Annotated in this window: 14 protein-coding genes; 2 read left to right on the forward strand and 12 right to left on the reverse strand. The window is 51.3% G+C overall.

The window, feature by feature from the left end:
- The 7 genes from MHH91_RS15910 to MHH91_RS15940 all read right to left on the reverse strand — a co-directional run bounded on the left by MHH91_RS15910 (position 1) and on the right by MHH91_RS15940 (position 13,503).
- The gene (locus MHH91_RS15910; RefSeq protein WP_014472203.1) at positions 1-7,128 is read right to left on the reverse strand and encodes an amino acid adenylation domain-containing protein; all 7,128 of its coding nucleotides are present in this window, start codon (positions 7,126-7,128) and stop codon (positions 1-3) included.
- Positions 7,129-7,141: 13 nt separating this feature from the next.
- Positions 7,142-8,062 carry an isochorismatase gene (locus MHH91_RS15915; RefSeq protein WP_013353420.1) on the reverse strand — a complete coding sequence of 307 codons (921 nt, stop codon included), beginning with the start codon at positions 8,060-8,062 and terminating at the stop codon, positions 7,142-7,144.
- Positions 8,063-8,079: 17 nt separating this feature from the next.
- Positions 8,080-9,705 carry a (2,3-dihydroxybenzoyl)adenylate synthase gene (locus tag MHH91_RS15920; protein WP_013353421.1) on the reverse strand — a complete coding sequence of 542 codons (1,626 nt, stop codon included), beginning with the start codon at positions 9,703-9,705 and terminating at the stop codon, positions 8,080-8,082.
- 18 nt (positions 9,706-9,723) lie between these two features.
- Positions 9,724-10,920 (reverse strand): isochorismate synthase DhbC, encoded by a 1,197-nt coding sequence (dhbC, locus tag MHH91_RS15925; RefSeq protein ID WP_013353422.1) that lies wholly within the window; start codon positions 10,918-10,920, stop codon positions 9,724-9,726.
- Positions 10,921-10,942: 22 nt separating this feature from the next.
- Positions 10,943-11,728, reverse strand: a complete 786-nt coding sequence (locus MHH91_RS15930; RefSeq protein ID WP_013353423.1) for a 2,3-dihydro-2,3-dihydroxybenzoate dehydrogenase — start codon at positions 11,726-11,728, stop codon at positions 10,943-10,945.
- Positions 11,729-11,861: 133 nt separating this feature from the next.
- Positions 11,862-12,731: an alpha/beta hydrolase gene (locus MHH91_RS15935; RefSeq protein ID WP_013353424.1), complete on the reverse strand. Its 870-nt coding sequence runs from the start codon at positions 12,729-12,731 to the stop codon at positions 11,862-11,864.
- A gap of 175 nt (positions 12,732-12,906) precedes the next feature.
- Positions 12,907-13,503, reverse strand: a complete 597-nt coding sequence (locus MHH91_RS15940) for a sulfite oxidase-like oxidoreductase (protein WP_013353425.1) — start codon at positions 13,501-13,503, stop codon at positions 12,907-12,909.
- Positions 13,504-13,602: 99 nt separating this feature from the next.
- Between MHH91_RS15940 and MHH91_RS15945 the strand changes: the two genes are divergently transcribed.
- Positions 13,603-14,196, forward strand: a complete 594-nt coding sequence (locus MHH91_RS15945; protein ID WP_013353426.1) for a biotin transporter BioY — start codon at positions 13,603-13,605, stop codon at positions 14,194-14,196.
- Positions 14,197-14,245: 49 nt separating this feature from the next.
- Here MHH91_RS15945 and MHH91_RS15950 read toward each other — a convergent pair whose 3' ends face one another.
- Positions 14,246-15,574 (reverse strand): Na+/H+ antiporter NhaC family protein, encoded by a 1,329-nt coding sequence (locus MHH91_RS15950; protein ID WP_013353427.1) that lies wholly within the window; start codon positions 15,572-15,574, stop codon positions 14,246-14,248.
- 132 nt (positions 15,575-15,706) lie between these two features.
- Positions 15,707-17,197 (reverse strand): leucyl aminopeptidase, encoded by a 1,491-nt coding sequence (locus tag MHH91_RS15955; RefSeq protein WP_013353428.1) that lies wholly within the window; start codon positions 17,195-17,197, stop codon positions 15,707-15,709.
- A 148-nt stretch (positions 17,198-17,345) separates the two neighbouring features.
- Between MHH91_RS15955 and MHH91_RS15960 the strand changes: the two genes are divergently transcribed.
- On the forward strand, positions 17,346-17,822 hold the full coding sequence (locus tag MHH91_RS15960) for a divergent PAP2 family protein (RefSeq protein WP_013353429.1): 477 nt from the start codon (positions 17,346-17,348) through the stop codon (positions 17,820-17,822).
- Between the two features lie 29 nt (positions 17,823-17,851).
- On the opposite strand, the gene MHH91_RS15965 is transcribed toward MHH91_RS15960, so the two are convergent.
- From MHH91_RS15965 to MHH91_RS15975, 3 genes are all read right to left on the reverse strand, one after another.
- Positions 17,852-18,493, reverse strand: coding sequence for a 3D domain-containing protein (locus tag MHH91_RS15965; RefSeq protein ID WP_013353430.1), 642 nt, complete (start codon positions 18,491-18,493; stop codon positions 17,852-17,854).
- A gap of 90 nt (positions 18,494-18,583) precedes the next feature.
- Positions 18,584-18,904, reverse strand: a complete 321-nt coding sequence (locus tag MHH91_RS15970) for a YuiB family protein (protein ID WP_014470918.1) — start codon at positions 18,902-18,904, stop codon at positions 18,584-18,586.
- Positions 18,905-18,972: 68 nt separating this feature from the next.
- Positions 18,973-19,098: a YuiA family protein gene (locus MHH91_RS15975; RefSeq protein WP_013353432.1), complete on the reverse strand. Its 126-nt coding sequence runs from the start codon at positions 19,096-19,098 to the stop codon at positions 18,973-18,975.
- Positions 19,099-19,113 lie beyond the last annotated feature (15 nt).

The following is a 19,113-nucleotide window of genomic DNA, read 5'->3' on the forward strand; positions in this document are numbered from 1 at the left end:
TTACCGGACTGTACGCCGTCCGTTTAATTTCTCCGCCAGAATCGCGCCGATTTCGGCAAGCGGGCCCGGCTGGCACATATCTTTATGGCGGCAGTCTAAGTCATACCGCTCGATTTTCCCCGTAATATACGGTTTCCAAGTATCCGGTTCAATGGGGTCAAACCACTCGGGAATAATCGCGGATCTGAAGAACAGAACATCTCCATGGAACGGCTTCGGCTTGTATGTTCCTAACAGACCGACAGAATTAACGTATGTGTCTTTCAAATTCATCATCACTGACTCATCCAGGCTGGCTAATGCGCTTCCCTCACGGCGGAGAATGGTCAGCGCGGTATCAAAATCAAGCGGCTGATCCCCGAGGCTGTCCGGGTCGTACCCTCCAAGGGCAAGCAGGGCAATGACGGCTTCCTCATCATCAGGCGCATTTTTTATCGGAAGAAAATGATTCGGGTACGCATCAAGCATCACCAAGAGGGAAACCTCTTCGCCCCGGCTCTGTAATTGTGTCGCCATGGCCTGAATGACATTTCCTCCGAGTGACCAGCCCAGCAGACGGTACGGCCCTTTCGGCTGCACGGTGCGGATTTTTTCAATATAATCCGCCGCCATGTCATCTAAGCTTTGCGGAAGCGCTTCTTTTTTCCCGATGCCTCTCGCCTGTAAGCCGTAAATCGGATAATCAGCTTCTAAAGAAGACATCAGCCCGGCATAACACCAGCTGAGACCCCCGGCCGGATGGACACAGAAGAGCGGTGTTTCTTCTCCCGCCGTTCTGAGCGGAAGCAGAACATCAAGCGCGCTTGTGCCCGTGCCCGTCTCAAGCCTTTCAGCAAGGCTTGCCACAGTAGGAGCTTCGAATAATGTTCCGATACTCAGCTCAGCCCCCGTCGCTTCCCGAATACGGCTCATTAAATGAACCGCAAGTAAAGAATGGCCGCCTAAATCAAAGAACCTGTCATCAATACCGACACGCGGGAGGTGAAGCACCTCTGCGAACAGTTCACACAGTATTTCTTCCTGCGGGGTTCTCGGCCCCCGGCCGGAGACCTCCATTTGGAAGTCAGGCGCAGGGAGCGCTTTTCGGTCAAGCTTGCCATTCGGGGTCAGCGGCAGTTCATCCATTTGGACAAAAGCCGACGGCACCATGTAATCCGGCAGGCTTTCTCCGGCAAACCGGCGCATGTCCCCCGTATCCAAGGTACTGAGATCAGAAAGGACAAGGTAAGCGGCGAGCCGTTTATCTCCCGGCAGATCTTCACGAACGACCACGGCAGCGTCCTCGACACCCGGATGTTTGACGAGAACCGCTTCGATTTCGCCCAGTTCAATTCGGAACCCGCGGATTTTAATCTGGTGGTCCGCCCTGCCCATATAATCAAGCGAACCGTCCGGCCGCAGACGGGCTAAGTCCCCCGTCCTGTACATCCTTGTTCCCGGCGGGCCGTACGGATCAGCCACAAAGCGTTCCGCGGTCAGGCTTTGACGCCCTAAGTAACCGCGGGCCACGCCACCTCCGGCAACATACATTTCGCCCGTTATGCCCGGAGGCACAGGCTCCAGCCGATCATCAAGCACATATACGTTCAGGTCAGGAATACCGCAGCCGATGAGGCTGTTTGCCTTCAGTTCGGCAATGTTTTTATCTAATTCAAGATAACTGACGTGCACCGTCGTTTCCGTAATGCCGTACATATTCACGAGCACGGGTTTATTATCCGGGTGGCGTCTGTACCAGTCCTCAAGCCGGCTCAGCTCAAGCGCCTCGCCGCCGAAGATGATATATCTGAGTGCGAGCTGACGCCCCAGCTCTTTGTTTTCTTTTTCCGCATGCATCAGCTGGTAAAATGCTGACGGCGTTTGATTAAGCACGGTCACTCGCTCTTTTACGAGGAGATGCAGAAACGCTTCCGGAGATCTGCTGGTGTCATGCGGCACGACGACGAGACGTCCGCCGTGAAGCAACGGCCCCCAAATTTCCCAGACAGAAAAATCGAACGCGTAAGAGTGAAACATCGTCCATACATCATCAGAATCGAAGTGATACCAGTGCTGCGTCGACTCAAACAGCCGGATGACATTGCTGTGCGGAATGATGACGCCTTTCGGCACACCGGTCGATCCCGACGTGTAAATGACGTATGCCGGGTGAAGCGGCGACAGCGGACAAAGCCGGTCGGCATCCGCAGGGTTCGTGACGGCATATTGCTCAAGTATTTTTTTATTCTGCGGGTCATCTAAGATGAAGGCGGGCATACCGCTTCCGACAGAGAGCTTACTTGAGCCTTCACGGTTGGTGAGCATATATACGGGCTTGGCATCATGTAACATAAAAGCGATGCGGTCCGCCGGATAATCAGGATCAAGCGGCAAATACGCGGCTCCCGTCTTCAGGACGGCTAACAGCCCGACAATCATATCTAAAGAGCGAGGCAGAGCCAGCGCGACAAACTGCTCCGGGCCGACGCCGCGGGCAATCATCATATGCGCAAGCTGATTAGCCCTTTGATTCAGCTCTTTGTAAGTGAGTCGGCGCTCTTCAAATACTGCTGCCGTTTCATCAGGTTTTTCAGCGGCCTGTATTTCAAACAGTTCAGGCAGTGTCTGCTGAGGCTGAATGTGCTGTGCAGTCCGTTTAACCGGCAACAGCTTTCGGCGCTCTTCATCGGAAAGAATGGTTAAGCTTCCGATCGGCTTATCCGGGTCCGCCGCAGCATCTTCGAGCAGAAGAAGCAGACGTCCCGCAAGTGCCTCAGCCGTTTCTTTTTTAAATAAGTCCGTGCTGAATTCCAGCAGGCCTTCAATACCGGCAGGCGTGCCGTCGTCATGGCGCCGTTCAGCCAATTCAAGTGTCAAATCAAACTTGGACGCTCCGACGCTGCTGATTTGCAGGCTTGTTTCCATTTCCGGAAGGCTGAGCACAGGATCAGGCGTATTTTGGAATGCGAGCATCACTTGGAACAGCGGATGTCTTGAGCGGGAACGAACCGGATTCAATTCTTCCACGAGACGTTCAAACGGCACGTCCTGATTTTCATATGCCGCGAGATTCATCTCCCGCACCCTCTCAAGAAGCTCACTAAAGCTTGGATCGCCTGAGGTATCGGTTCTCAGTACCAGTGTATTGATGAACATGCCCACAAGATCGCCCAATGCGTCATCACTGCGGCCGGCTATCGGACTGCCGATCGGAATATCGGTTCCTGCCCCGAGCCGGGTCAGCAGCGCCGAAAGCCCTGATTGAAGCACCATAAACAGACTGACGCGCTGATTTCTGGCTAGCGAGAGGAGACGGCTGTGAAGCTCCTGACCGATTTTGACCGGAATGACGCCGCCTCTGTAGCTTGATTCGGCGGGACGCGGAAAATCAGACGGCAGCTCCAGCTGATCCGGCACATGTTCAAGCGTTTTCTTCCAAAAATCAAGCTGCCGTGCTATTAAGCTCTCAGAATCAGACACACTGCCTAAAAGCTGCTGCTGCCAGAGCGCATAATCCGCGTATTGAATCGGCAGGGGTGTCCATTCTGCTTTTTCGCCTGTTTGACGGGCGGTATAGGCTGCGGATAAGTCACGCATGAGCGGATTCAAGGACCAGCCGTCACCTGCGATGTGATGCAGGAGAACCATCAGCGTATACTCACCGTCACCAAGATCAAACAGCTCAGCCCGGACGGCCGGCTCTTTTGCCAAATCAAACCGGTAGCGTGCTGCAGCGGCAATCATGTCTTGAAGCTCACTTTTGTCTGCATGTGTCACTGTAAACGCAGGCCGGGCTTCTTCAGCGGGTAAAATGAGCTGATGAGATGATCCCTTATTTTCCGGAAAAACGGTGCGCAGGCTTTCATGACGGCTGACAACATCGTAAAAAGCGTGTTTCAGCGCTGACTGGTTAAGGTTTCCTGACATGCGGACAATCACCGGAATGTTGTAAGTCGGGCTCGGACCTTCAAGGCAGTAAAGGAACCACAAACGCAGCTGCGCAAATGACAGCGGGATGTGCTCCGGCCGGTCAAAAGGCTTGAGCTTAGGGCGCGCACTCTTTGCGGTGTCAAGCTGCGCGGCGAGCCCGGTAACGGTCGGTGTATCAAACAGGCGGCCAATGCCGAGCTCTGCGCCCATCGTCTCCCGAATCCGGCTCATCAGGCGTCCGGCTAAGAGTGAATGTCCGCCCAGTTCAAAGAATCCGTCATCAATTCCGACCCGAGCGAGGCCGAGAACCTCGGCAAACAGATCGCATAATATTTCTTCCTGCGGCGTCCGCGGCCCTCTGTCAGACAGAACGGCGGAAAAATCCGGCGCAGGCAGAGCGCTGCGATCGAGCTTCTTATTCGGTGTCAGCGGCAATTCTTCCAGCTGTACAAACGCGCCCGGCACCATATAATCCGGCAGGCTTTCGCCCATAAATGCACGGAGCCCGCCGATATCAAGGGGATGATCCGCGACAGCATAAGCCGCCAGCCGCTTGTCTCCCGGCTGATCTTCACGGACAATGACAGCGGCCTGCAAAATACCCGGATAGTTCGACAGCACCGTCTCAATTTCTCCTAATTCTATCCGGAAGCCGCGAATTTTAATTTGATGATCGGCTCTGCTGATATAATCAAGAGAGCCGTCCTTACGCCAGCGCACAAGATCTCCCGTCCTGTACATCCTCGCACCTGCTGACCCGTACGGATCGGCAATGAACCTCTCGGCTGTTAAATCAGGCCGGTTATAATATCCTCTGGCAAGTCCTTCGCCCGCGATATAAAGCTCGCCCGCAACCCCCGGCGGGACGAGCTGCAATGCGGCGTCCAGCACGTATACCCGCGTGTTCCAAATCGGCGTTCCAATCGGAGGCGCCCCTTTATGGCCTTTTGCAAGCGGCTGTGCTGCCGACCAGATTGTTGTTTCAGTCGGCCCGTACAGATTCGTCACCGTACAGTCCAATTCAAGCAGAGCATGCATAAGCGCATTCGGAAGCGCTTCACCTCCGACAAGCACCTGCAGCGCCCGGAGTGAATCCGGTTCATTTGTGACCAATGAATGCCACAGTGTCGGCGTTGCCTGCATGATTGAAATACCGTATGAGTGAATCATGTGTGCAAGCGCCTGCGGTTCCTGAATCGTCTCTTTACGGGCAATGACGCAGCCCGCCCCGCTGATAAGCGGAAGGAAGAGCTCAAGTCCGGAAATATCAAACGCAGCAGTCGTAACGGCAAGCAGGCGGTCTTGTGCGCCGAGCGGGAACATTTCCCACATGGATAGGAGGAAATTGCTTACGCTTTTTAATGTGACGACAACGCCTTTCGGTCTGCCCGTTGAGCCTGAGGTATAAATGATATAAGCAGGGTGCATAGGTGAATATTCCATGTGAGCAGGACAGTCAGCATTTTGACCGGCAACGGTTTTTACCGTATCCGGGTGATCAAGAATAATCGTTTGTGCATCGCTTTCCTCCGGCATACGGCCCGATAATTCCATCGTTGTAATCAGACAGGCGGGCTGTGCATCTTTGAGCATGTATGTGATCCGCTCAGAAGGAAAATCAGGATCAAGCGGCAGGTACGCGGCTCCTGTTTTCAAAACGGCCAGCATGCTCACAACCAGTTCCTGTGACCGAGGAAGCAATAAGGCGGCAAATTGTTCCGGCCCGAGCCCTTTTTTCTTTAACATGCGGGCAAGCTGGTTCGCGCGCCTGTTCAATTCGGCATAGCTGAGCTCTCCGTTTTCCGTGATGATTGCCGGGCTGTCAGGTGTTTTTGCAGCCTGATCATGAAACAGCTCCGGGAGACTTTTCTGCTTTTCGGCCTTGCGCGTGTCATTCCAGCTTTCCAGCACGCGGAGACGTTCGTTTTCAAGCAGAAGATTGAGTCTGCCGATTTTTTGCGTCTGGTCTTTCAGAGCCGACTCCAGCAGCAGCAAGAAGCGTTTTTGATGGTTTTCGATATCTTCGGCACTGTAGACTTCCGGATTCGCATCAAAGTCCACACGCAATCCGCGGCCGTCCGCTCTGTCGTAAACGTTAATTGACAAATCATCAACGGGCCCCGCTGATAAGTTATGGACGGTGCCCGGCACTCCGGCGAAATCAAGCGCATAATCAAACGGCATCACATTGACTTGCGGGCCGAACAGCCTGCGGTTTTCTCCTAACAATTTAAGGTCACGGCGCAGGTCTTCATGGCGGTATTTCTGATGGCGCCGGATGCTTCGGATTTCTTTTGCCACTTGGCTGACGGTCTCGTGAACATTCATATCCGGGCGGAGAGAAAGCCGTAAAGGCAGAAGATTCATCGTCATACTCGGAATATTCAGTGAAATCGAACCAATTCGTCCCATCATCGGTAAACCGAGCACGATATCCCCGGCGTTTGTCATCCGGTGGACGTATATCGCCACTGCGGCCGTTACGGCCTCGTGCCAGTTTGGAATCGCTTTTACATGCTGTAAAACCGTTTCAGAAAGATAAGCCGTGCTCCTCCGAAAACTTGTTGACGTTCTCGGCGCTCTTTCTGCCAAGCTGACGACATCAGGTTCATCCGCAAATTTCTCCATCCAAAATTCCCGATCTTTCAGAAATTGATCAGACGCTCGGTACTCTTGATCTTCTTTTACCAGCTCCTCCAAAGAACCGAAGGAGCGCCCGTTATCCGGACGTCCCTCCCGTATCGCGGTGTATAATTGCGCCGTACGCCGTGCCAGCAGTGAAAAACCGTAGCCGTCTATCGCAATGTGGTGAATGCGCTGATACCAGAAAAAGCGTTCCGGCCCGGCTTCGAATAAAATGTCGCGGAACAAAGGCCCAGCCGCCATATCAACGGGCTCAGCCAAATCCGACTGCATGATTCTGAGAGCGGCCTGCATCGGATCAGGTTCTGCGCTCACATCCATGACATCGATTGCCACCTCACAAGAAGGATTGATGATCTGTCTCGGCCCGTCAGTTCCTTCTGTGAAGCGGGCGTGTAATGACGCGGCTTCCGTCAGCACGCGCTCAACAGCCGTTTTAAATATGTTCACATCAATTGTGCCGTTAATCTCAACGTACTCGCCTGTATTGTAAATCGGATTATCAGGATCAAGCTGCTGCGCAAACCAGATACCGGCCTGTGCGCCTGTCAGAGGCAGCTGTTGTGTTTCATGCATTCTATTCTCTCCCTTATAAATAATCTGCGTTCGGCAAGACTTTTTGAGATCGGGAAGAAAGCAGTCTCCACCACTCTTCCAGCGTCGGATTCTCCGCCAGTTCCACAAACGTCACTTCAGCTCCGTCACGGCGCCATTGTTCGACAAGGCTCATGATTCTGACAGAGTCAAGGCCTCTATCCAGCAGGTCTTCCTGATCCAGAATATCAGACGGTGATTCTTGAAGAATCGCCGCAATTTGCTCCCTCATCCGTTCTTTTGTCAATGCGGCTGAAGTCTTCTCTTCTCCGTCAGCAGAGCCTGCCAAGAGCTCCAGCACTTCGTTTGTCAAAGCCGTGTAAGCACAGCGCTGGGACGCATATTCGATGGCCATCTTATGTTTTTCTGAAGAAAAATCAGCAACGGCGTCTCCGATAAAGAAGCTTTGGATATCATCCATAAATGCTTCACAGGCTGTGACGAGGCAGCCGATGTGTGCATAAATTCCCGTAATCATGAGCTGGTCCCTGCCGCTTTCACGCATGATGTCAAGGAGATTCGTCCGTTTAAACGCGCTGTATCTCCACTTTGTGAGGACAATGTCCTGATCATCAGGGGCAAGTTCCGGAATGATCTTTTCCTCATAAGGCCCGCTTTTGAGTCCCGGCCCCCAAAAATCCGTCAGCAGCGCACGGTCCGCCAGGTCTTGGCTGCCAGGCTGCGCGGTGTACACCACCGGAATTCCGAGCGCTTTGCATTGCTCTTTTATTTTTTTGATATTCTGAGCCGCCTCCGTGATCGGAGCCTCCCCTTTCGTAAACGCATCGACGAAATAATTCTGCATGTCATGGATTAAAAGCACCGCGCGGTTCGGGTTCAGAGTCCACGATACTTTATTTTCAGGCATATCTGACGCTGTCGGCAGCGCATATGCGGGAATAGCCGGTATAGCCAATGTAAACACTTCCTTTTTTAAGATTGTTTGATTTCAGCAGGCTTCAATTTTTGGGCGATCGTTTCGCGAAGGTCCTTTTTGCTGACCTTGCCGACGCCGGTTTTCGGGAAAGAAGCGGTAAATTCAATCCGGTCGGGAATTTTATAGGCCGCCAGTCCGCGCTCACGCAAAAATGCTTTCAGCTCTCCCGGTTTCGGCGCTTCTCCTTTCGGAATGACGAACACACAGGACCGCTCTCCGAGAAAATCATCCGGCATTGATACCATGGCCGCATCATGAACGGCAGGGTGGGCAAGAAGGTGATTTTCCACCTCTTCAGCAGCAATCTTTTCGCCTCCCCGATTGATTTGATCTTTCGCCCGTCCTTCGACGACAATATAACCGTCTTCCGTCAGTTTGACGATATCGCCGGTCTGATAAAAGCCGTCGGCTGTGAAAGATCTCGCATTATGCTCAGGCGCTTTATAATATCCGTGAATCGTGTAAGGACCGCGTGTAAACAAATGTCCGGTTTCGCCGGGAGCCACATTCCGCCCGTCATCGTCTAAAACCCTCACTTCATCAAATGGTGACATCGGTCTGCCTTGCGTATTGATAATAATCTCCTCAGGATCATCCAGTCTCGTATAATTCACTAATCCTTCCGCCATTCCGAAAACCTGCTGAAGGGTGCATCCGAAAGCGCTCTTCACGCGGCGGGCCGCTTCAGCGCTGAATTTGGCGCCTCCCACCTGCAGCACTTGAAGGCTTGATAAATCATCACTTCGCGATCCGGATGCTTCCATCCACACCATGGCAAGCGGCGGGACGAGCGCCGTAATCGTGACACGTTCTTTTTCAATTAACGGGAAGCAGTCATCCGGACTCGGCGTCGGTGACAGAACAACCCGGCCCCCGGCATATAAAGTTCCCAGCACACCGGGTGAGCTGAGCGGATAATTATGCGCTGTCGGCAAAGCGGCTAAATAAACGCTGTGATGATCCAAGCCGCATATTTCCGCGCTGAGGCGCAAGCTGTATATGTAATCATCATGTGTCCTCGGAATCAGCTTGGACAGCCCCGTACTGCCTCCTGAAAGCTGTAAAAAAGCGACTTCCGCCGGGCTTACGTCTTCCAGCTGAACAGGCTCTCTGTGCAGGCTGCTCAGTTCCAGAAACTCTTCAGCCTCGCCGGCCACAATGACATGCGCCAAAGCCGGAAGTTTATCTTTCACCTGTCTGGCAAGCTCTCTGTAATCAAAGCCTGAATGCGTATCAGGAATGATGTATGCTTTCGCCTCTGCAAACTCGCAGAAATACGTAATCTCACTGCTTCTATGAGAAGGCAGTGCGAAGACGGGGAGCGCTCCGAGCCGGAACAGCGCGAAAATCACTTCAAAAAACTCAGCGATATTCGGCAGCTGAACAACAACGCGGTCTTCCTTTTGAATCCCGAGCTTGTGCAGTCCCGCCGCTAAACGATCGGCCCTTTCATCTAATTCTTTATAGGTCCAATGTACATCTTTATACGTCACGGCAGTTTGATTTCCATATAAAGCCGCGCGCTCCTTCAGAATTCCTCCGAAAGTTTCACCCTTCCAGCAGCCTTCTTTGCGGTATTTGTCAGCCCATTCTTCCGGCCATGGCGTAAATCCTGTCAGCACGATCCGTATCCTCCTTTTTCACATCTCATCTTGATATAGCCCCATCGCCCGGAGCATTGTGCGGAATTTTGCCGAAGTCTCGTCCAATTCATCCTGCGGCTTTGATCCGGTGACAATCCCGGCACCCGCAAAGAGCCTGAGAGACCTTGTTTCCGCCTCGGCGCAGCGGAGTGCAATAATCCACTCTCCATCACCTTCAGCATCACACCAGCCTGCCATTCCCGTGTAGAAATTGCGGTCAAACGGCTCAATATCCTGAATCGCTTCTCTCGCCGCATCCGTCGGCGTTCCGCATACAGCGGGAGTCGGATGAAGAGCGATGGCCAATTCAAGCGATGTCGTTGACGGATCAGCAAGTTCTCCCTTGACTTCGGTTGACAGGTGCCACATCGCCTCGGTTTTAATGAGTGACGGTTTTTCCGGCACATCAAGCACGCGGCAGAACGGTTTAAGAGCAGCGGCAACGGCGGCAACGACTACGGCATGTTCATGCAGGTCTTTGGGTGATTGCAGCAGTTCCTCCGCTCTTCTCTGATCCTCGGCGGGATCTGTGCTGCGCGGTCTGGAACCAGCCAGCGGATTGGACAAAATTGATGTCCCGCTTTTCGACAGCAGCAGTTCAGGACTTGCTCCGAAAAGCGTTTTTCTTGTTTCTGACGTTCCCGTCACATCCGCAGCGAATGTATAGCCGCGCGGGTTGTGCTGCGCCAAATGCTTGACGGCTTGGGGAATGTCTATATCCTTTTCAGCGGTCAGATGAAGCGTCCTTGACAGCACAATCTTGCTGAGCGGTCCGTCCGTAATGCTTAAAACGCCTTTTTCCACACCGCTCATGAAGCCCTCAGGCTCCGGAACAGGCCGGATGTCATATGTATTGGATTGCGGTTTTTCTGCGGAAGCTTCTGTAAACGAAAGCGGGCCTGCCGTATGGACATCCTTCGGTACAAAAAGCCGGGAAGCTTTTCTTCCGTCAAACGGAATGGCGCCAGCCGCAATCGGATGTTTGATGCCGGCCTGCTTTGCCTCAAGAAGCGTCTGCCGCACACGTTCAGGCAGCGATTCCAGCTGTTTCTCCTCACCCGCATCAGGCACTTTTGAAAAAATTCCTTCCGCAAGCATCGTACTTTTCGGGGAAGCTAAAAAGAACGCCCCGGGCTTGTAAGCGTCAAGCACCTCTTTTGCAGATACTTCCGTCAATAAATATTGATTTGTCATGTTTGTCCCTCCTTCTCGTAAATCACACGCCTAAAGTAGCGCCGCCATCAACGCATAAGTCATGCATCGTGATATGGTTTGCCTGTTCAGAGGCCAGAAACAAAACAGCATTTGCAATATCAGAAGGCTTTGCCAGCTTTTGAAGCGGAATTCCCGTTTTATATGTATCAAGCGAACCTCTGATGACGTCCCGTGCTCCGTTTTCATCCTGCCACATCGCCCGCTGCATCTCGGTTTCCGTTGAACCGGGAGATACGATGTTGCAGCGGATATGATAGGCCGAAAGCTCCAGTCCAAGGCATTTCGTAAACATGACGGCAGCCGCTTTTGACGCCGCATAAGCCGCCATGGAAGCGCGCGGAACGCCGGCCGCGTTTGAACCGACCGTAACGATGGCGCCCTTTTTCCGCTCCATCATGTACCGGCTGACGGCGCGTGATACATGAAACACGCCGGTCGTATTAACTGAAAATGTTTGAGCCCAATCTTCATCACTGAGGGAATGCACCGGACCCGGCCGCAGTACGCCCGCAACGTTCGCCAATATTTCAATAGGGCCCATGTCGTGTTCAACGGCGGCGATGATATCATTGACAGCCGCACTGTCTGATACATCTGCGGCAAAAGCCTGCGCTTGGACGCCTTTTTGCCGGAGCCTGTCAGTAAGACCGAGAAGCAGGCCTTCATTCGTATCTATAGCTGCCACATTTACTCCTTGTTCAGCAAGGGCAAGCGCTGTTGCTTCTCCGATGCCTTGAGCGGCGCCGGTGACAACCGCCGTTTTCCCTTTCATTCCCAATGCGGTCATATTATCATTCCCTTTCTCTATTGATAATGATTATCATTATCAATTATGGTTCAAGACAATCATATCCAAATCAAAACACTCAGTCAATTAGAAAATTAGAATCAGCCTCATTTAGTTCGAAGGGCCTGTTTTCTCAAGAAGGGGAATACGGGGTATGCGGCCCTCCCGGATTCAGGCAGAAACGCAGGGCTCTGCTGATTAAAACCGGCAGAACAGAGATATGGCCTTCTCCTTCAAACTCGCAGTATTCAGCGCGGACTCCGTCACCTTCAAACGCAGATAATACAGAGTACAGCGCCTCTGCGTGCTGCGGAATCCTGCTTTTATGCGTCTTTTCAATTTCTCCCGCTGCCAGCAGTACGCTGACTTGAAGATTTCCCTCAGAGATCCGGTCTGACAAACGCTCCGCTTCTTCCTGAATAAAGCGCTTGTTCCAATGGATTGACGGACTCCCGGCAACATAGGTCCGGAACATGTCCGGCCTCGTCAAAAGCACTTGCAGCACAAAAAGACCGCCCAGCGAATGGCCGAAAATCGTCTGCCTGTCTCTGTCGATCGGATAATCCCGCTCCACCGCGGGCTTTACTTCTTTTTCTATAAATGCCAGAAACGCTTCCGCTCCTCCCTGCTCGGGCCACGCCGCCCCGCGCGGATGCACCGGCAGTTCTGATTCAGAGAGCGGCATCGTAAAATCACTGTGGCGTTCGGCGGAAAACGGCTGATCAGTCGGATAGCCGATTCCCACAATCACCGCCGGGACAACGCCTGTTTTTTCAGGCCGGCGGCTTTGCACCCGTAAAGCTTCAGCCATTGTTCCGAACACGGAATTCGCATCGAGCAGGTATATGACGGGAAAACCGGATGCAGGCGGTTCTTCCTGAGGAAAAGAGACAAAGAGACGATACGTACGGCCTCCTTTTGAACGCACTTCTCTTACTTCTGTGCCCGGCATCGCATATCGACCGGCCGGCGCGGAACCCCGCTTTGTTTGATTTCCGTCCATTATGAGTTCATCCCCTCTGTGACAATTGCTTTATCTATTCTCATTGATAATGATTTTCAATATCAAAAGACACCTCAAATAATAGGTTTTTTGCCAAACAAAGTCAATGGATTTTTGATATAAAAAAAGCACCTTATTCTAATAAGGTACCTAAGAACTATATGTTGATATGTGCTTAATCCCATGTAAAGCGCTGATTCTTCCATGGGTCTCCCCTCATATGATAGCCGTTTTTCTCCCAAAAGCCGGGGTGGTTTTCCTTTGTGAACTGAATGCCGCGCAGCCATTTAGCGCTTTTCCAAAAATAAAGATGAGGAAAAACGCCTCTGAGCGGATAGCCGTGCTCCGGCGTTAACGGCTCTCCATTATGCGCATATGCCAGCAGGGATGTCTCCCGCGTAAAATCGGAAAGCGGCAGATTGGCCGTCCAGCCCTCTTCAGCGTGCAAAATGACGAAACCCGCTTCTTCATGCACGCCCGCTTTCTCGGCGATATCTTTCGCGCGTATTCCCTGCCAGACGTTATCAAGTCGGGACCAGCCCGTAACGCAATGAATGTCATTTTTCAATTCGGCTTTCGGAAAGGCTTTGATATCTTCAAAGCTTAACAGCATAGGACGGTCCACAAGCCCGTACACCTGCAGATTCCATTTTGACATATCTTCATAATAAGGAACATTTCCGGCGTGAAGCACGGGAAACTTCGTTGTGACATTTTGATTTGGCGGAATCCGATCCGACTGCCTTGTTTGTTTCGTTTTTCCGAAAAACATATGGCTCCCTCCATTTAGTAAACCTATATAAAATTCGTGTTGACAATTAATTTTCCTTCGATTAAGCTAATCTGGTACAAGTGTAAGGGGGAAAATCAAATGAAACAACGCAATCTTCGCGCGGGCGATATGGCGCTTATCGGCATGTTTGCCGCACTGATGGCCGTCGGCGCCAACATTACATCAATGGCTCCCTTTTTGCAAGTTGCGGGAATTCCGTTATCACTGCAGCCTTTCTTTTGTCTGTTAGCTGCGATGCTTCTCGGCGCAAGACGGGCGGCCATTGCGATGACGGTATACGCATTGGCCGGACTCGCGGGGGCTCCTATTTTCGCTCAATTCTCAGCAGGCTTTGCGCCGTTTATCGGAAAAAGCGGCGGATTTATTCTCGCCTACATCCCGGCGGCATTTGCAGCCGGATGGCTGCTGGAAAAAACAAAAGAACCCGGCCGCCTGCATTATGCATGGGCCTCTTTGATCGGCACCGCCGTCATCTATATCATTGGCACGACCTATACGTATATTGCGCTGAAATTATGGCTTCATGCTCCGATCAGCTACGGAATGGCCTGGTTTTATATGATTTGGTTTTTCATAAAAGATATCATTTTAGCACTGTTATTGGCATCTATCGCGCCTGCCGTTTACAGGTCCGTTCATAAAGCGACGGGGTTCAATCGAAATCCTGCGTAAGTATTTTTAGAACATACAAAAAAAGGCTCCCCTTTCCGGGAGCCTTTTTTTACAGGACAAGTGCGGCAATCCAGCCGAATATCACAAGCGGAATGTTATAGAAAATAAATGTCGGTACGCACGTATCCCATATGTGGTGGTGCTGGCCGTCGGCACTGAGGCCTGACGTCGGTCCGAGCGTACTGTCACTTGCAGGAGAACCTGCATCACCGACCGCAGCGGCCGCTCCGATTACGGCGATCGTCGCCATTGGGCTGAAACCGAGCTGAGCGCACAGCGGAACAAATATCGTCGTAATGACGGGTACGGTTGCAAATGACGATCCGATTCCCATCGTGATTAACAAACCGACGACGAGCATCAGGAGTGCGCCCAATGATTGGCTGTTGCCGATCAATCCTGTTGATGCTTTGACCAAGGAAGCCACATCACCCGTTTTGTTCAATACATTTGAAAAACCGGCCGCAACGAGCATGACAAACCCGATAAAGGCCATCAGAATCATGCCGTCCGTAATCAGCTTATCCGCTTCATTGCGCTTCATGACTCCGCTGATAAACAGCGTAAACAAGCCGGCAAGCGCGCCCATGATCATGCCTTCCACTCCGAGCACCTGAGACAGATAGAGCTGAACGGCAAGCGATACGCCAATGGAGATCAGGGCGATGGCGATGCTTTTTTTCGTATAAGGAGAAGACGATAATCCCGCAATTTCCTTCGTCTCATATTTCTTCGGTTTCCGAAAGACGATGACAGCTAAAATTAAACCGACTGCCATCCCCGCCGTCGGAATGATTAAAGCATACGGGATATCACTGAGCGGCACCTTTAAACCTGCTGACGCCATATTATCTCTCAGCATCCCCTGGAAAATCTGTCCGAACCCGACAGGCAGAACAATATACGGCGCAGTCAGTCCGAATGTCATCACACACGCAATCAGCCTGCGGTCCATTTCCAATTCATTAAATATTTTTAAAAGCGGCGGAATCAGTACCGGAATAAACGCAATGTGAACGGGCACCACGTTTTGCGAGAAACAAGATATGATTAAAATAATGAGTACGATTAACACTTTAGACAGTGCTTTTTTCCGCGAATCTTCCTTTTTTCCGATTAATTTGACAGACGCTTCGACCATCGCATCGGGAAGCCCCGTCTTTGTCAGCGCCGCAGCAAATGCTCCGAGCAGCGCGTAGCTGACCGCGACGGTGGCATTTCCGCCGAGACCGTCCGTAAATGCCTTCACCGTCTCACCGAGGCCTAAGCCTCCGGTCAGTCCGCCGGCAAGCGCTCCGATCATTAAAGCTATAATTATATTGACACGCAGCAGGCTTAAAACGAGCATAAGCAGTACTGCGACAACAACAGCGTTCATGTGATATGTCCCTCCAAAAATCCTTTAGTTTGCTAATGTAGTAGATAATTAAAGTTAACATATATTCTGCGCTTTAGTCAACTAAAGATTTTAGAAATGAACAACCCGCTGCATCAAGGCAGCGGGCTGCAGTTATTTTTCTGGAGTAAACCGTTCAGTCAAAACAGCCAACGTCCTTGCCATGACGCCTGTTGCGCCGGCAGGTCCGAAGCATGTCGCTTTATTGGCTGTCGCGGTTCCCGCGATATCGAGATGAACCCACGGGGTGTTTTCCGCAAATTCACCAAGGAATGTCCCCGCCATAATCGCATGGCCTTCTCTTCCGGGAGAATTGTTCAAATCAGCCATCTGACTGTTTCTCACCCGTTTTTTATCCTTTTCTGTTATCGGAAGCTGCCAGATCGGTTCCCCGGATTCTTTCGCCGATTCTGCCACCTGTTCATAAAACGCGGCGTTATTGGTCATGGCGCCCGTCATTTCGTTTCCTAAGGCGACAATGACACCGCCCGTTAATGTGGCGACGTCTACGAGGACCGAAGCTCCGTGCTGCTTGGCATATGTAATGCCGTCGGCAAGCACGAGGCGCCCTTCCGCATCGGTGTTCAGGATTTCAATGGTTTTTCCGCTGAGTGAGACGATGACGTCATCCGGCTTCATGGCATCGGACGAAATCATGTTGTCCGTAGACGGAATGACGGCAAGCACGTTTTGTTCAGGCCGCAATTCGCCGATAATTTCCATTGCTCCCAGTACGGAAGCGGCCCCGCCCATATCGCTTTTCATGCCAACGATGCCAGTTTTCGGTTTAATCGAATATCCGCCCGTATCAAAGGTAATTCCTTTGCCGACCAGGCCGATGACATCTTCCCACTGATCTTTGCCCTGATACTTCAGAACGATCATTTTCGGCGGTTCGGATGAGCCCTTGTTAACGGCAAGCAGCCCGCCCATGCCGAGCTCTTCCATTTCATCTTTTTCTAAAATTTCACACTCGAAATCATATTTTGCCGCAAGTTCAGCGGCATATGAGGCAAGATCAGTGGCCGTCAGCATATTTCCCGGCATATTCACGAGCGTGCGGGCCGAATTCGTCCCTTGACCGTATGCCGCGCCGACATTCAGGCCGGCCTGCACTTCCCTCAGGTCTTCTTCGGTCACGGCGCAGACTGAAGTCAGTTCCTGATCCGGTTCATTTGATTTATGTTTATAATCCTGCACTTCATAAACCGCAAGCAGACAGCTTTCCGAAAGCGCATGAGCGGCATCGGCGGCAGGCACTTCGCCGGAGACGAATGTATCAAGCAAAACAGATACTTCCTGTTTCTTATCTTGATGAATCTGCTGAAACACGCGTGCGAAGCATTCCTTCGTATCTTCAAACGAATAATCCGCTTCCCTTCCCATGCCGATAAAATAAATACGTTTCATACCGGTTGCGGCCGGAGGGTATACTTTTGATACACGATTGCGTTTGGCAGAGACATCACCGTCCTTTAACAGCTGTGTCAGATGTCCGTCCAGTTTATCATCCAATTCCTTCGTAAATCCGCTCAGCGTGCTTTTTTGAAAAAGACCGATGACAAGTGTTTCGGGATGCCGCAATTGATCAGATGCATAAAACATGAGTACACACTCCTTATGTGGGTATTTGTTATGTAAAGTGGTATAATGAAAAAACATTTTTCCATTGATTTTATTTTACCAAACTAAGGGCGTTTTCTGCAGTTTTTCGATACGATCGGACTTCGCAGATACAGAAAGGATGTCGCATATGGGTGTACTTATGAATTTTCCTTTACTGGCGAGTTTTGCCGCCATTATTTTTGCCCAAGTTGTAAAAGTGCCTATTCAATTTATCGTATCCAAAAAACTTGACTGGACTCTCGTGACGAGCACCGGCGGCATGCCGAGTTCCCATTCCGCCGCCGTCACCGCGCTGTCAACCGGAGTCGCTTTGGAACAGGGACTGGACTCCCCCCTGTTTGCAGTCGCCGCGATTTTCGCCGTCATTACGATGTTTGACGCTACCGGTGTAAGGCGGCATGCGGGTGAACAGGCGACGGTCATTAATAAGCTGGTTATCGATTTTAACCGGTTTGTCAGCGAAGCGAAGGACTTTCCGAAAGCGGAAGAGAAAGAAAAACAGAAAAAACTGAAAGAATTGCTCGGCCATCAGCCGATCGAAGTGTTCTTCGGCGGCGTCACCGGTATTGTGCTGACTCTGATTTTAGATTATTTCTTTATGTAAAAAACGCTTCAGCGGATGCTGAAGCGTTTTTATTCTTTTACCGTTTTGTATTGGTTTCTGAACACTTGCAGCGACTTTGTTTCGTTCAGCTTTACAAGTTCGTCCTCGGTCACCGTGCCGTTCCCTTTTTTAATGATGTAGACTTCAAGTGTTTTTTTACCCCAGTTGTTATAGACGTCCTTTACGGTGTCAAAGTAGAGATCAAGGCGGCTGCCTTTAATTTTCGAACCGGTATCGGCGACAACCCCGTATCCGTAATTCGGTATAAACAGAATCGTCCCGATCGGGAAAACAGACGGATCGGCCGCCACCGTTGAATATAAATCACGTTTGACCTTCACGCCTGAATATGTAATTCCGTATTGCGGATGCCCAGGAGATTTTCCCGTAGATTCCGCTCCGGCGGTATAACCTGTGGCCGTCACCTTTTGAGACGGATAACGGTTCCAGTCAAAAGCTTCTTCCAGGGGTTTCACCTTGCCTGATGCCTTCTTTTCCGGCTGATTCTGTAATGACTGAAACGGAATACCGATGTTTTTCAACGCGGCACCGCGATGTTCCGTCATCCAATTTGACAGATCCTTTGCTTCAACACCCGTTATGGAAAAGTATGTCGCATGGCATGCGCCTAAAAAGAGCACGATCATGAATACGCGTCTGATTATCGTCACTCTAAAATCACCTCTCCTCCGAGTCAGTGTTCCCAACTCGATGAGGCGCTATACAAACACAAAAAAAGCTTTCTTGAATAAGAAAGCGGCTTAAAACATTTGATATCCTCTTTTTCTGAGCGCCTTTATGGCAATGCCTGACATGACGGCTCCCGCCAGTCCGCCTGCCAAAATCACGACATCTGCGGCTGCCAATGACATGATGCGCTGAAACAGGCTTTGAAATGATTCCCCCGGTGCCTGCACGTAACTGATCATCTTTTTATTGCTGATAATGAAAAGGCATACAATCGGATAGATAACAGCCATAATCCACGACATTCTCAGCAGCATGTTCAACAGAAAGCCAATGCCGAAAAACAGTACAAAAAATAGTACGATTGAGATCAGGACGACCGGCAAACTAATCACAAACATCCACCCCCTACAGCACTTTCAGTGTACCTCGGGGGCGGTAAAAAAGTCAACGTCTGGAAAAATCAGCGTCTCTCTTTGCCGCTTCCCCGGCAGGAGGGACATGTTTCGGAGCCGCCAAGAAGCAATTGAAAATACCCTTTTCCTGAGCAGAACGGACATGCCGCAGTGCTTTTTGCTGTCGTTTTCATGCGGATCACCCTTTT

The organism is Bacillus sp. FSL K6-2819, assembly GCF_038008305.1.
GTDB classification, from domain to species: Bacteria; Bacillota; Bacilli; order Bacillales; family Bacillaceae; genus Bacillus; species Bacillus amyloliquefaciens.